Origin of the sequence: Tistrella mobilis KA081020-065, assembly GCF_000264455.2 — a bacterium.
Classification (GTDB): domain Bacteria; phylum Pseudomonadota; class Alphaproteobacteria; order Tistrellales; family Tistrellaceae; genus Tistrella; species Tistrella mobilis.
Genome location: NC_017956.1, coordinates 345,533 through 359,477, shown reverse-complemented (window position 1 = coordinate 359,477; position 13,945 = coordinate 345,533). Strand labels below are relative to the sequence as shown.

At 66.3% G+C, this 13,945-nt stretch carries 16 protein-coding genes; 7 read left to right on the top strand and 9 right to left on the bottom strand.

All coding sequences use genetic code 11. The features are described from left to right. Window positions 1–86 precede the first annotated feature (86 nt). Window positions 87–722 (top strand): DUF2889 domain-containing protein, encoded by a 636-nt coding sequence (locus tag TMO_RS01745; protein ID WP_014743860.1) that lies wholly within the window; start codon window positions 87–89, stop codon window positions 720–722. Here TMO_RS01745 and TMO_RS28935 read toward each other — a convergent pair. After that, a complete protein-coding gene (locus tag TMO_RS28935) occupies window positions 685–1,071 on the bottom strand; it encodes a ribbon-helix-helix domain-containing protein (protein WP_014743859.1) in 387 nt (128 codons plus the stop codon). The two genes, TMO_RS01745 and TMO_RS28935, sit on opposite strands and share 38 nt — an antisense overlap. Before the next feature lie 167 nt (window positions 1,072–1,238). Next, entirely contained in the window at window positions 1,239–1,517 is a 279-nt protein-coding gene (locus tag TMO_RS01735) for a BolA family protein (RefSeq protein WP_041604783.1), read from the bottom strand. A gap of 567 nt (window positions 1,518–2,084) precedes the next feature. Here TMO_RS01735 and TMO_RS01730 point away from each other — a divergent pair. From TMO_RS01730 to TMO_RS01705, 6 genes are all read left to right on the top strand, one after another. Then, window positions 2,085–2,453, top strand: a complete 369-nt coding sequence (locus tag TMO_RS01730; protein ID WP_014743857.1) for a helix-turn-helix domain-containing protein — start codon at window positions 2,085–2,087, stop codon at window positions 2,451–2,453. A gap of 184 nt (window positions 2,454–2,637) precedes the next feature. Continuing rightward, window positions 2,638–3,249, top strand: a complete 612-nt coding sequence (locus tag TMO_RS01725; RefSeq protein WP_014743856.1) for a J domain-containing protein — start codon at window positions 2,638–2,640, stop codon at window positions 3,247–3,249. 165 nt (window positions 3,250–3,414) lie between these two features. Beyond that, window positions 3,415–4,404, top strand: a complete 990-nt coding sequence (cobS, locus tag TMO_RS01720) for a cobaltochelatase subunit CobS (protein WP_041605292.1) — start codon at window positions 3,415–3,417, stop codon at window positions 4,402–4,404. 5 nt (window positions 4,405–4,409) lie between these two features. Further along, complete coding sequence (gene cobT / locus TMO_RS01715; protein WP_014743854.1) at window positions 4,410–6,290, top strand: cobaltochelatase subunit CobT; 1,881 nt, start codon at window positions 4,410–4,412, stop codon at window positions 6,288–6,290. A gap of 199 nt (window positions 6,291–6,489) precedes the next feature. After that, a complete protein-coding gene (locus TMO_RS01710) occupies window positions 6,490–6,849 on the top strand; it encodes a type II toxin-antitoxin system RelE/ParE family toxin (protein WP_014743853.1) in 360 nt (119 codons plus the stop codon). A 4-nt stretch (window positions 6,850–6,853) separates the two neighbouring features. Then, complete coding sequence (locus tag TMO_RS01705; RefSeq protein WP_051045286.1) at window positions 6,854–7,177, top strand: XRE family transcriptional regulator; 324 nt, start codon at window positions 6,854–6,856, stop codon at window positions 7,175–7,177. Between the two features lie 6 nt (window positions 7,178–7,183). Here TMO_RS01705 and TMO_RS01700 read toward each other — a convergent pair whose 3' ends face one another. The 7 genes from TMO_RS01700 to TMO_RS01670 all read right to left on the bottom strand — a co-directional run bounded on the left by TMO_RS01700 (window position 7,184) and on the right by TMO_RS01670 (window position 13,831). Next, window positions 7,184–8,443, bottom strand: coding sequence for a metal-dependent hydrolase family protein (locus TMO_RS01700; protein WP_014743850.1), 1,260 nt, complete (start codon window positions 8,441–8,443; stop codon window positions 7,184–7,186). A 13-nt stretch (window positions 8,444–8,456) separates the two neighbouring features. After that, window positions 8,457–9,161, bottom strand: coding sequence for an ABC transporter ATP-binding protein (locus TMO_RS01695; protein ID WP_014743849.1), 705 nt, complete (start codon window positions 9,159–9,161; stop codon window positions 8,457–8,459). Continuing rightward, a complete protein-coding gene (locus TMO_RS01690; protein WP_014743848.1) occupies window positions 9,158–9,967 on the bottom strand; it encodes an ABC transporter ATP-binding protein in 810 nt (269 codons plus the stop codon). The genes TMO_RS01695 and TMO_RS01690 overlap by 4 nt, the downstream gene beginning before the upstream one ends. Before the next feature lie 4 nt (window positions 9,968–9,971). Beyond that, window positions 9,972–10,877 carry a branched-chain amino acid ABC transporter permease gene (locus tag TMO_RS01685; protein WP_014743847.1) on the bottom strand — a complete coding sequence of 302 codons (906 nt, stop codon included), beginning with the start codon at window positions 10,875–10,877 and terminating at the stop codon, window positions 9,972–9,974. A 12-nt stretch (window positions 10,878–10,889) separates the two neighbouring features. Continuing rightward, window positions 10,890–11,762, bottom strand: a complete 873-nt coding sequence (locus TMO_RS01680) for a branched-chain amino acid ABC transporter permease (RefSeq protein WP_014743846.1) — start codon at window positions 11,760–11,762, stop codon at window positions 10,890–10,892. An 87-nt stretch (window positions 11,763–11,849) separates the two neighbouring features. Next, a complete protein-coding gene (locus TMO_RS01675; RefSeq protein WP_014743845.1) occupies window positions 11,850–13,088 on the bottom strand; it encodes an ABC transporter substrate-binding protein in 1,239 nt (412 codons plus the stop codon). 95 nt (window positions 13,089–13,183) lie between these two features. Beyond that, on the bottom strand, window positions 13,184–13,831 hold the full coding sequence (locus TMO_RS01670; protein ID WP_014743844.1) for a TetR/AcrR family transcriptional regulator: 648 nt from the start codon (window positions 13,829–13,831) through the stop codon (window positions 13,184–13,186). Between the last annotated feature and the right edge of the window lie 114 nt (window positions 13,832–13,945).

The window sequence follows — 13,945 nt, the reverse complement described above, 5'->3', positions numbered from 1 at the left end:
CATCGAAATTGGATCGAACGTTCGTCTCAGATGCGAGGCACGGCCCCGACCCTGCGCCGCGGCCGTACCGAGGAGAAGCCCGCCCCATGCCCCTGTCCCAGCCGGTGAACCGCCGCCACATCCACACCCGCCAGATCGACCTCCGCGGCTATGAGCGCGAAGACGGGCTATGGGACATCGAGGCACATCTGACCGACGTGAAGACCTACCCGATCGAAAACCAGTGGCGCGGCCAGATCGACCCCGGCACGCCGATCCACGACATGTGGATCCGGCTGACCATCGATATCGGCTTCGAGATCAAGGCGATCGAGGCGGTGATGGACCACACGCCCTATTCGATCTGCGGCGACGTCGCCATCAATTTCCAGCGCCTGGTCGGGCTGAAGATTGCCCCGGGCTGGACCAAGGCCATCCGCCAGCGGGTCGGCGGCGTGCATGGCTGCACGCATCTGGTCGAGATGATGCGCCCGCTGGGAACCGTTGCCTTCCAGACGCTCTATCCGGCGCTGGAACGCCGACGGCGTGAGGCCAATGATCGCGTCGCCGCGATGACCGGGACCGAAGCCATGGCCCGCACCGGAACAAACGATACGGCGCCGGTCGCTCTGCCGCCGCGACCGGCGCCGAAACCGCCTGCGCACCTGAATACCTGTCACGCCCTGGCAGCGGACGGAGAGGTCGTCAGGCAGCATTATCCTGAGTGGTATACGGGCGGCTGAGCGTCGCCATCGGCCGCCCCTCCCCGCCACGCGCAGCCGCGAGACGCTCCAGACGCCGCTGCACCGCCGTCCGATCCGCCCGACCCGGCCGCATCGCCTTGCCGTGACCGGCTCGGGCATGCCCCTGTTCGGTCGACGCCGCCCGGTAGTAGTTCATGATGAACACCCGGATCGCGGCGGTCAGCGTCGACTCGCGCCGGGTCGAGTTGACCATGGTGGCCAGCTCGTGGATCCGACAGCCCTCACGCTGGCAGATCTCGGTCAGCGCATCCCACATATCCGCTTCAAGACGGATGCTGGTACGGCGCCCCTCGACGACGACGTTGCGGTTGATAAGTGAACTGGACATCGTGCCTATCGCCCCCCTTAGGTCTCCGGCCCCTCCGGCCGGATATCTCCCCGACGACACCTTTACGCGAAAATTGGTCGATCTTTTTATTTAAGGTTGTATTAACACAACCGCGGCGCGTTTCAAAGGGCAATCGCATGCCGGTTGCATCCGGCAGCGGCTGCCCGTCAGTTCTGTTCCACCTCAGCCGGCGTGCGGGTGCTGAGCGCCAGGGCGTGAACCCGCTCCGCCAGTTCCTCGGAGAGAACGTCATAAACCCGGCGCTGACGCATCACGCGGGTCAGACCATCAAAGGTGGCCGCCACGATCTCGACGCGGAAATGGGTTTCACCGCCGGGCTGATGGCCCGCATGGCCGGCATGCCGGTCGCTTTCGTCGGTGATCACCAGCCGTTCGGGCGCAAAGGCCGCCGTCAGCTTGGTCTCGATCCGATCCCTGATGGTCATGTCGGCACAGGCCTCCGCATTCTCAAGGTCATATCCCAATGATACCGCAATTCCCATGGTCGCGCGCGGTCCAGTCGAGGTATCAAGCCTGATGCGCGCACCAGAGGGGCATCGCCTCACGCATAAGTATCATACCGGGACAACCTGTATCATTTTGGCACAAGCGTTTCACGATCAAACAGGGACAGGAACACAGCCGCACAGCGAATGGTCCGGCGAAGCATAGGATGGGAAACCCTTTTCTCCCAGAGTGGACGCTCGGGGAACCCGATCCACCGGCAAACGTTAAGCGCACATTAACTGCATCCCTGATGATCCTGGCGCGCGCGCCGGAAAACCGGCCCGGAACGCGCGTTTCCAGTTGCACATCATACCACCGGAACGCAAGCGGGTCTTGCGCAGGGGTTCTTGGCACACCGTTTGCTTGTAATCGGGCGGAGCAGGGGCGACCAGCCGGGAACACGGAACCGCACCCAGGCCGACACCACGGACGAACTGCGGACGAGGCGGAACGCTCCCCCCGTCAGCCTCTTAACCAACACCCTGATCAAAGAGGGATCCCTCCCCATGAAGACCACCAAGAGCCGGGCCCAGGAAGTCGATCGTTACGTCGGTGCGCGGATCCGCGAGCGCCGCATCATGCTGGGCCTGACCCAGCAGCAGCTGGCGGACATGATCGGCGTGACCTACCAGCAGGCCCACAAGTACGAGCGCGGCATCAACCGCATCGCCGCCGGTCGTCTCTACGACATCGCGCAGGCCCTGGGCGTCACCATCTCCTACTTCTTCGAGGGTCTGGAGCAGGGTGGTCAGGTTGAGATGACCCCGCGTCAGCGCATGTGCCTGGAGCTGGCCCGCAACTTCTCGATGATCCAGAACGGCAAGCACCAGGAAGCGCTGAGCACCCTTGCCCGCAGCCTGGCCGACGCCTCCTGATCCCACCCGAGACCGACACGGGCGCCACGACGCCCGGTGCGGATCCGGAACGCCCGCGTGACCGCCCCAACGGCCGGTCGCGCGGGCGTTCGGCGTCAAGAAGGGCCGCTTGCGTATTTTTCAACCCGGCCGGCATGGTCCGACCACTTGCCGCACCGCACCCCGTGACGCATATTTTGCCGTCATGGCGATCGACCTCTTCAGCATCCGGCGCACCGCCGCCTACGCTCCCGACGGAACCCGGCTCTGCGACTGCGAGGGCTGCGGAGAGGAAGGTGCGTTCCGCGCGCCCAAATCGCGCGACCGTCTGCGGGACTACTATTTTTTCTGCCTGGAGCATGTCCGCGCCTATAACAAGGGCTGGGACTACTTCAAGGGGCTGAGTTCGGCCGAGATCGACCGTCACCTGCATGACGACATGACCTGGCACCGCCCCTCCTGGCCCTTCGCCAGCGCCGATCGCGACCAGGCCGACGAGGTTGCCCGTGCCGCGGCTCAGATGTTCCGCGAAGGCCGGACCAGTGACCCCTTCGGCATGTTCGGCGCCGCAGGCCGCGCGGCCGAGCGGGTACGCGCCGCCGCCGAGGCCCGCTTCACCCCCGACGAGCGCCAGGCCTTCAAGACCCTGGGCATCGACCCGACCCGCGATCTGCCGCAGATCAAGGACCACTACAAGAAACTCGCCAAACGGCTGCACCCCGACGTCACCGGCGGCGACGCCGCGTCGGAGGAACGCATGAAATCGGTGAACCAGGCCTATTCCTTTTTGATGCACCGCGCGTCAGACTGGACCTGAACCGGTGCCGTTCCCCGACCGGATGGGGATACGCGTGCCGAGATCAGGAGTTGCCCGCCGACGGCCCTGTCGGCCGCGGCCTTCACCCGCACCTCCCCGTGCGGGGGCCGGCCGCGATGTCCATCCGTTTCGTCCCCGCCTTCCCCAGTGGAGATCTTCTTCATCATGGCTTCCGAGACCCTGGCCGCCCCGACCCCGAACACGCCGGATATCAAGGTGTCTGTGCGACAGGTCTTCGGCATCGACAGCGACATGGAGGTGCCGGCATTCAGCGACCGCAGCGAGCATGTGCCCGATCTGGACCAGACCTACCGCTTTCAGCCGGACGTCACCCTCGCGATTCTCGCCGGTTTCGCCTTTAACCGCCGCGTGATGATCCAGGGCTATCACGGCACCGGCAAGTCGACCCATATCGAGCAGGTGGCTGCCCGGCTGAACTGGCCCTGCGTGCGCGTCAACCTGGACAGCCACATCAGCCGTATCGACCTGATCGGCAAGGATGCCATCGTGCTGCGCGACGGTAAGCAGGTGACCGAATACAAGGAAGGCATCCTGCCCTTCTGCCTGCAGCGCCCGACCGCCCTGGTCTTCGACGAATATGATGCAGGCCGCGCCGACGTGATGTTCGTGATCCAGCGCATTCTGGAGAACGAGGGCAAGCTGACCCTGGTCGAACAGAACAAGGTCATCCGCCCGCATCCCTATTTCCGGATCTTCGCCACCGCCAACACGGTGGGCCTCGGCGACACGACCGGCCTCTATCACGGCACCCAGCAGATCAACCAGGGTCAGATGGACCGCTGGAACGTGGTGGTCACGCTGAACTATCTGGCGCCGGACGAAGAGAGCGCGATCGTTCTGTCGAAGCTGCCGGAATTCGACAATGCCGACGGCCACAAGACCGTGCGGTCAATGGTCGCCCTGGCCGACCTCACCCGCAGCGCCTTCATCAACGGCGACATCTCGACCGTCATGTCGCCGCGCACGGTGCTGACCTGGGCTGAGAACTACCGGATCTTCAAGGATCTGCAGCTCGCCTTCCGCTTCACCTTCCTCAACAAGTGCGACGAGGTGGAGCGCCCGCTGATCGCCGAATACTATCAGCGCTGCTTCGGCACCGAGCTGCACGTCCCCGGCATCCGCCACATGGGTTGAGGGACATGCGCAAGCGCAACGACCCGCAATCCGTCGAGCAGTTCAAACGTGCCCTGACCAGCACCGTGAAGGCGATGGCGGGCACGCCTCAGCTCGAAGTCGCTTTCACCTTCGAACCGCCGCGGCTGCGCGGCGACCGGGTGAACCTGCGCGCGCCGATGCGCAACCTGCCGGAACAGCAGGTGGCCCGCATCCGCGGCGAGGCGGACCAGATCTCGCTGCGCGTGCGCCATCATGACGCCCGCATCCACATGGCCCGCCAGCCCCAGGGCGAGCTGTCCCGCCGGCTCTATGAGAGCTGCGAGCAGCTGCGCATCGAAGCCCTGGGCGGGCGGAACATGACCGGCGTACGCGGCAATCTGGCCCGGCTCCAGGAAGACCAGCTTCGCGAGCAGCCGCAGCGTCTGGCGGTCGACGGCAGCCCCGAATCGCTTTGCGAAGCGGCCTTGCTGCTGCTGCGCGAGCGCCTGACCGGTGTGCCGACGCCCGAGATCGCCCGAGACCTGGTCGAGCACTGGCGCCCGATGATCGAGAGCAAGGCCGGCGAAGATCTCGCCCGCCTGCCCGAGATCATGGCCGACCAGAAGCGCTTTTCCGAAGGCGTGCGCGACCTGTTGTCCGACCTCGACATCGAGGCCGAAACCGAAGGCGAACTCGACGAGGATCGCGAGCCCGACGAAGCCGATGATCAGGCCGAGGCGGAGGCCCAGGAACAGCCCGACGGCGAAGGCGGCGAGCAGTCGCAGGACGGCGACGACAGCGGCCAGTCGAGCGAAGGGGCGCCCGAGACCGGCGACGGCGAGGCCGATGCCGACATGGCGGCCAGCGATCCCGATTCCGAAAGCGGCGCCGGCGGCGAGGACAGCTCGTCCCGGGTCCGCCCCTGGATGCCGCCCGGCTCCAACGAAAACGAACCGGCCACCGACGTCTACCACCCCTACACCACCGAATTCGACGAGGTGGTGGAGGCAAGCGAGCTTGCGACCGAAGACGAGCTGAACCGCCTGCGCGGCCTGCTCGACCAACAGATGACCCATCTGCACGGCGTGATCACCAAGCTTGCCAACCGCCTGCAGCGCCGCCTGCTGGCCAAGCAGTCGCGCGGCTGGGAGTTCGACCTCGACGAAGGCCTGCTCGACAGCTCCAAACTGGCCCGCGTCGTGGTCCAGCCGCTCTACAGCCAGACCTATAAGCGCGAGCGCGACACCGACTTCCGCGACACCGTGGTCACGCTGCTGATCGACAATTCCGGCTCCATGCGTGGCCGGCCGATCTCGGTGGCGGCGATGAGCGCCGACATCCTTGCCCGCACGCTGGAGCGCTGCGGCGTGAAGGTCGAAATCCTGGGCTTCACCACCCGGGACTGGAAGGGCGGCCAGTCGCGCAAGAAGTGGCTCGACGGCGGCAAGCCGCAGACGCCGGGCCGGCTCAACGATCTGCGCCACATCGTCTACAAATCGGCCGACTGGCCGTGGCGGCGGGCGCGGAAGAATCTGGGCCTGATGCTGCGCGAAGGCCTGCTCAAGGAGAATATCGACGGCGAGGCGATCCTCTGGGCCCATAACCGCCTGCTGGCGCGGCCCGAGAACCGCCGGATCCTGATGGTGATCTCCGACGGCGCACCGGTGGACGACAGCACGCTGTCGGTCAACAGCTCGAACTATCTGGACCGCCATCTGCGCCAGGTGATCGAGTGGATCGAGAGCCGGTCGCCGGTCGATCTGGTCGCGATCGGTATCGGCCATGACGTCACCCGCTACTACAAGCGCGCCGTCACCATCGTCGATGCCGAACAGCTGGGCGGCACGGTGATGAACCAGCTGGCCGAACTCTTCGACGAAGACCAGGGCGGCCGCGGCGGCCGCCCCACCCGCCTCAGACACTGACCGGCCGTCACCGGCACGAAGACGGAAGGGCGGGCCTCCACGGAGGCCCGCCCTTTGTCTTTCAACCTGTCCGAGCGCCCTCAATTCACAAGAGAAATTCGGACGGAGCTTCTACTTAAGCATCTTCATGCATGACATGCCGGAAGGCATGATGCCAAGCCTGTGCATCTTGAAAACATAGCCTGGAGGCTATAATTTCATGCCGTGGCAGGTGATCTTCGATGACGACTTCGTGGAAGAATACGAGATGCTGCCGCACGACCTGCGGCTGGCAATACTGTCGGGAGCACGACTGCTGTCGGAATACGGACCGGGCCTGGGACGCCCCTATGTCGATACGCTCCGGGGATCGGCCTTCCCCAATATGAAGGAGTTACGCCTGAGATCGACTGATGGCGCATGGCGTATCGCCTTTGCCTTCGATCCCCGACGACAGGCTGTCTTGCTGATTGCCGGCAACAAGGCCGGAAAGAGCCAGAAACGTTTTTACACCCGCCTCATCACCATCGCCGATGCACGTTTCACCGATCACCTTGCACGAACATCACTTCAGGAATGATGCCATGGCACGCACCCTTGAAGACATGATGGCCGCACTCCCTCCAGAGGATCAGGCAAAGGTTGATGCCGGTTTTCAGGAGATGAAGGGCGAGGTCGAGAGCCTCCGCGCCCTCCGTCAGATCGCGGGCAAAGCCCAGGCGGATGTCGCGGCGGCCCTTCACATCCGCCAGCCATCGGTCTCGCGGATCGAGAGGCAGGCAGACATGTACCTCTCGACCCTTCGCAACTATATCGAAGCAATCGGGGGCGAACTGGAGCTGACCGTCCGCCTGCCCGATCAGCCGCCTTTGCGCCTGCAGGGACTGGGAGATATCAGCCCCGGCTGACCCTGCTCACCGCGCCACCAGCACCCGGCCTTCCTTCATCACCAGCCGGATGGTCTCATCCGGTCGCGACCAGGGTGCGACGTCGTGAAGGACATCGCCATCGACGACGATCAGGTCGGCGAGCAGGCCCGGTTCGACCCGTCCGATGCGATCGCCCATGCGGAACAGATCGGCCGCGACGGTGGTGGCCGAGCGGATCACGTCGATCGGCGCCTGGACCTGGGCCCGCAGGGCGAATTCGGTCAGCTGGCGGCGATGCATGATGCCGAGCAGGTCGGTGCCGAAAGCGATCTTCACACCACCTGCATGGGCCAGGCGCAGCGCCTCGCGGCCGGCATCCAGCACGTCATAGACCTTGCGGTGCAGATCGGCCGGCATGCCCGCCGCCAGCCCCTCTTCGGCCAGGGCCGAATAGGTCGCAAGCGTCGGCACCAGCCAGCGGCCCTTTTCGACGAACAGCCGCACCGAGCTTTCGTCGAGCAGATTGCCGTGCTCGATCGAGGTGATGCCCGCCTCCAGCGCCCGGTTGATCGCGCGGGCGGTATAGGCATGGCCCATGACCGGAATGTTGGCGGCCTCGGCCTCTTCCACCGCCGCGTAGAGTTCTTCCATCGCGAACTGGGTGCTGTCGATCCGGTCGGTCGGCGAGGCGACACCGCCCGAGACCATCAGCTTGATATGGGTGGCGCCGGTGCGGATCAGATCACGGCAGGCCCGGCGCATCTCGGGCACGCCGTCGCAGACCCGGCCGAGCCCAGCACAGCAGAAACACTCGCCCAGTTCCTGCTGGCCGGGCCCGCGCATGTCGGCATGACCGCCGGTCTGCGAGAGCGCCTTGCCGCAATAGAGCAGCCGCGGACCGGGCAGCGCGCCTTCCGCGACCGCCTTGGCCAGCCCCCAATCGGCGCCACCGGCATCGCGCACGGTGGTAAAGCCGCGCTCCAGCATGCCCTTCAGCACGTCGGCGGTGTGGACCGTGACGTAGAAGGGCGACATCCGACCGAGTTCGGCGAAGTTGGGCGTGATCGCCGTGACATGGACATGGGCGTCGCACAGGCCCGGCATCAGCACCTTGCCGCCGAGATCGATCACCTCGGCATCGGCACCGGCCATGCGGTCGGCGTCGGGGGCTATGGCGCGTATCACCCCGCCCTCGACCCAGACCGACTGGCCGTCGAGATAGCGGCCGGCGACGACATCCAGCACCCGGGCATTGCGGAAGACGGTGCCGGCCCCCTGGGGCGCGGCCTTGGAAGCGGAGGTCATGAATGGATCATCCTCAATGGGTGCCGAGATAGAGATCGGCCATGCGTTCATCGGCAAGCAGGCGTTCGGCGGTGTCGTGGATCACCACCCGCCCGGTATCCAGAATGTAGCCGCGATCGCTGATCGCCAGCGCCTGACGGGCGCGCTGTTCGACCAGCAGGGCCGAGACCCCCAGCGCCGGCAGGCCGCGGATCAGTTCCAGCACCTCGTGGACCAGGGCAGGCGACAGTGCCGCCGTCGGCTCATCCAGGATCATCAGCTTCGGTGCCGGCATCAGGGCCCGGGCGAAGGCCAGCTGCTGACGCTCGCCGCCCGACAGCGCGCCGGCGCGGGTGCGACGACGTTCAGCCAGGGCGGGGAAACGGTCGAACATTGCCTCGATCCGGTGGCGGCGATCGGTGACGCCCTCCACCACCTGGAGATTCTCGGTGACAGTCAGGGTCGGGAAGACATTCTCGACCTGGGGCACGTAGACCACGCCCATGCCGATACGCTTTTCGGCCGGCACGCCCAGCAGCGGGGTATCGCCCAGGCGCATCTCGCCGCGCACCCGGGTGAGCAACCCCATCAGCGCCTTGACCAGGGTCGATTTGCCCGAGCCGTTGGTGCCGGCGATGGTCACGATCTCCAGCGCATCGACATGGAGCGAGATGCCCGAGACGATGTCGACCTCGCCATAGCCCGCGGCAAGATCCGAGACGGTCAGCAGCCGGGTCATACCGCGCCCCCCATATAGGCCTCGCGCACCCGGGCATCGGCAAGCACCGCCTGGGGCGTGCCCTGTGCCAGCAGCCGGCCGCGATCGATCACGATCATCCGCTCGACCAGGGCCGAGAGCGAGGGCAGGTTGTGTTCGACGATCAGGAAGCCGATGCCGCCGCTGCCGTCGACCCCGGTCTCGCGGATCGCACGGATCCGGTCGGCGATCTCTTCGATCAGCACGGGGTTCACCCCGGCGAAAGGCTCGTCAAGCAGGATCATCTTCGGCCGGACCATCAGGGCGCGGCCCAATTCCAGCAGCTTGCGCTGACCGCCCGACAGGCCGCCCGCCGGCTTGTCGGCCACGCGGGCGAGGTTCAGAAATTCCAGAATGCCGTCGGCACGCGCCGCGATTTCCGCTTCCTGGCGGCGAATGCGGGCACCGCGGAAGAACACGCCGGCCAGGGTCTCCCCCGCCTGCCCCGGGGCAGCGGCCGCCAGGTTCTGGCGCACGCTCAGACTGCCGAAGACCCGCGGCACCTGGAAGGTGCGCCCCAGCCCGGCGCGCACCCGCTCCACTGGCCCCATCCGGCTGAGATCGCGGCCGGCGAAGCTGACCCGGCCGGCATCGCCCGGCTGAAAACCGCTGACGACCGAGAACAGCGTGCTCTTGCCGGCACCGTTGGGGCCGATCAGCCCCGAAAGCCCCGAGACTGGCACCGAGAAGCCGATATCGGTCAGCACCTGCACGCCGCCGAAGCTTTTGGAAACGCCCTCGACCGCCAGCTGACGATCGGCGGCGGCGATGGTGTCAGGATGGCTCATCGGTTCAGCCCCCCTTCTTCGTGCCGGCCGACGGCGCACCCAGAATGCCGTCCGGGCGGAAGCGCATCAGCAGCATCAGCGCAACGCCGACCACCCCCAGCCTGAGGCTCGCCATCTCGACTTCGGAGACACCCGGCAGGGCATCGCGCAGGAAGCGCGAGCCTTCAAGGAAGCCGATCAGCACGACGGTGCCGATCGCGGCCCCGCCCACCCGGCCCGCACCGCCGAAGATCATCGCCACCCAGACATAAAAGGTGAGCAGAGGGACGAACTGTTCCGGGGTCACGAAGGTGACGTAATGGGCGTAGAAGGCGCCGGCGAGGCCGGTGAACGCGCTGCCGACCATGAACACGGTGACCTTGAACCGGCCCGGATGCTTGCCCAGCGACCGCACCGCCTCTTCATCGTCGCGGATCGCCTGGATCATCCGGCCGAAGGGGCTGTGGACCAGCCGCCAGTTGACCGCCAGCACCAGGATCACCGCCACCACCAGCAGGATCAGGGTCAGCAGATTGCCGTCGACCCCCTCCACGCCCAGCGCCTGGGCGGCCGATGGAATGCCCGGGATCCCCTGAACGCCGCCGGTCAGCGCACGCTCGTTGGTGATCACCAGGCGCACGGTCTCGGAAAAACCGAGCATGACGATGGCGAAATACTCGATCCTGAGCCGCAGCGACAAAAGCGCCACCGGCCAGGCGGCAAGAGCCGCCAGCAGGGCCGCCGCAGCGAAGCCCAGCAGCAGGGGCCAGCCCGCCATCACCAGCAGGGCGCTCGTATAGGCGCCGATGGCGAAGAAGCCGACCAGGCCGAAATTGATCAGGCCGGTGAAGCCGTATTGCAGGTTCAGGCCGAAAGTCATCAGCATGTAGATCGCCGTGACCACCGCGACCGCGACCAGATAGCTTTCCATGGGCGGCCTCCCTCAGCGAACCAGCGCGTTGCGGGCGAACAGCCCCTGCGGCCGGATCATCAGCATCAGCAGCAGCACCGCGAACCCCATGCCGATCTTGTAGGTGAAGCCGACGAAGGGGGTGGACAGCTCCTGCACCAGGCCGATCAGCAGCCCGCCCAGAACGGCGCCGATCGGGTTGCCGATCGTGCCGAGGATGGTGGCGGCAAAGGCCGGCAGCAGCAGATCCCAGCCCATTTCGGGGGTCACCACGGTCTTGGCGCCCAGCAGAACGCCGCCGAGCCCGGCCAGCCCGCCCGCCATCAGCCACATCACCGCCATCACCCGCCCGGCATTGATGCCCGAGGCCCGGGCGAGATCGGGATTGTCGGCGACCGCCCGCATCCTGCGGCCGATCGGGGTCAGGTGCAGCACGGCGAAAGTCACCGCCAGTGCGGCAGCTGCCGCCCCCATCACCTGCAGATCTGTCGGCTGCACCCGGATCGGCCCGAACAGGACCGCACGGGTCAGCGGCAGGTCGTAGACCCGCTGATCATGGCCGAAGATGAAGGAAAGCGCCGAGCGCAGGAAGAAGGCGAGACCGATCGACGCGATCATCGAGGCCACCGCCGAGCGCCGGGCCAGATTGCGGAACAGCAGGAAATGGAAGGCGAGCGCCACCGCAGCCGAGACGCCGACCCCGGCGATCGCCGCCCCCAGAAGCCCGCCGCCGGCCAGCGTGCCGGCAAGGCCGCCGAAGGCGCCGACCGTCATCAGGTCGCCGGTGGAGGCGTTGGGAAAGCGGGCGATGCCGAAAACCAGCGTGATCGCAAGCGCGCCGAGGGCATAGATCGAGCCCTCGACCAGGCCGTTGAAGGCCAGGTTGAGATAATAGGCGGTATCCATGGGGACCCCGGAACGGGAGGCCGGAACGAGGCGGCCGACCCGCCCGGCGCGCCGAAGCGTCGCCTGAGCGGGCACGGCCGGTCCGGATCAGAACGAGACCACGCCCTTGCGGACGAAGGCGCCGCCATCGATCTCCGACAGGCTGAAATCGGGCGTGACGTCGCCATACTGGTCGAAGGAGAGGCGGCTGGAGGCGCCTTCATAGTTCACCTTGCGGCCGGCCTCGATCGCGGCCTTGCCCTCGGCGAAGGTGTAGACCGGCGCGCCATCGGCGGCATCGATCGCGCGGATGCTGCCGTTCACCGCCGCAATGGTCGTGTCGGGACAGGCCTGCTGCATGGCCAGGCCCCAGGCGATCACCATGTCATAGGTCATCGCCGCATAGACATTGGCCGGGGCGTCTGCCCCCATCGTCTTCTTGTAGGCCGCTTCGAAATGGGCGTAAGACGGCGCGCTCTCATTGCTGATGCTGTCGACCGCGATCACATTGGCGAGCACGTCGGGGCCCAGCGCATCGATCAGCTGCTGATTGGCGGCCCAGCCGGGGATGATCCACTTCACATCCGGGCTCTGGCCGCTCTGATACCATTCGCGCAGGATGACGGTGGTGTCCTGAAGATAAGACCCCATGACGATCACGTCGGGGTTCGCCGCCAGGATCTGCTGCAGTTCGGAGCGGTAGCTCGGCCGCTTGGGCTCGTAGACCACGCTGGAGACGACCTCGCCGCCTGCGGCCGTCCAGGCCTTGGTGAAGCCCTCGGTATTGCCGATGCCGGAGGCGTTGTTATAGGCCATGGTCGCCGGACGCTTGAAACCGCGCTCGGTTGCGATCTTGGCGAAGGCCTGACCGAAACGGTCATTGGTCGCCTGGAAACGCCAGACCAGATCGGCCTTGTCTTCCGTGGAGATCGCCGGCGCGCCCGAGGTGTTCAGCAGCGGCAGCCCGGCCTGGGTGGTGATCGGCATGACCGCGAGCGTGATGCCCGACGACCAGGTGCCCATCACCGCATCGACCTTGTTTACCTCGATGAGCTTCTTCACCGCCAGCACGGCAGCTTCGGGCGAGGTCTGGGTATCTTCGGCTGAGACTTCCAGCTTGCGGCCGCAGGCGCCACCTGCGGCGTTCACCTCGTCCGCCGCGAGGATGATTGCCTTCTGCATGCCCGGGCCATAGGGGCTGCCGGCGCCGGTGACCGGGTTCAGCGCCCCGATCCTGAAGGGTGCGGTCTCCGCCTGTGCCGCGCCACCGAGCGCGAGGGACATCACCGCGAGTGAAACGCCTGCCGTCACGGCCCGGCGCATGCGGGCCTCAATCCGTCCTGCCATCCCTGTCTTCTCCTTGCCATCCCGAGAACCCGCCGCCCCGCCGGGGAGCTGCCGCCGGCCCTTCTTGAGAGGCCGATCGATTGTGCGGGTGGATTTCACACGCCGACGCTCCCCGCCAGCGTGCCGCCTGAGCCCCGCCCCTCCACGAGGGATGCGAGGATCGTCTTCCAGGCCCTGAGCAGGTCCTGGTAATAGTCCGGATCCGGTTTCAGCACCGTCTGGGCGCCCATGCCGCGCAGCAGGCAGAGCGTCAGATTGAGGACGGTGGTCGTGGCCCGGTCGGCCGTGCCGCGGGCCTCGAAAAACTCGGTCCACATGTCGTCGAGCGCGACATGGAAACGCTTCACCACCGGCAGCAGCGCGTCGCGCAGATCGTCATCGGTCCGGGCAGCGGTGATGTGTTCGAGCGTGATGTAGAACAGCCGGCCCGAGAAGCGCCGCCACAGATCGTCCACGAAAGCATCCAGGCCGATCGCGCCCGAACGCACCGAGGCGGCCATGCCGCGCATCTCGATGATCTCGTCGTCGAGCAGCCGCTCGATCGCCGCGACCAGCAGCTCGCTGCGGGTAGGGTAGTGATGGAGCATCGCGCCGCGCGACACGCCAGCGCGTTCACAGACCGCCTGAGTGGCCAGCCGGGCATGGCCGGCCTCCATCAGCACGTCGAGCGTCGCATAGAGCAGCTTGTCGCGGGTTTCGGCGCTCCGCTCCTCCTGCGTGCGCCGCACCTTCGCACCGGTCATCTCCCTCTCCCCGGCCGGTCGCGTCATGTTTCAAGACTGCGACTCTATAAAAAAACAGTCAAGACTGTTTGTTTTTATCCACAAGGTTGACGGGTGCCACGTTTCCTCGCGACA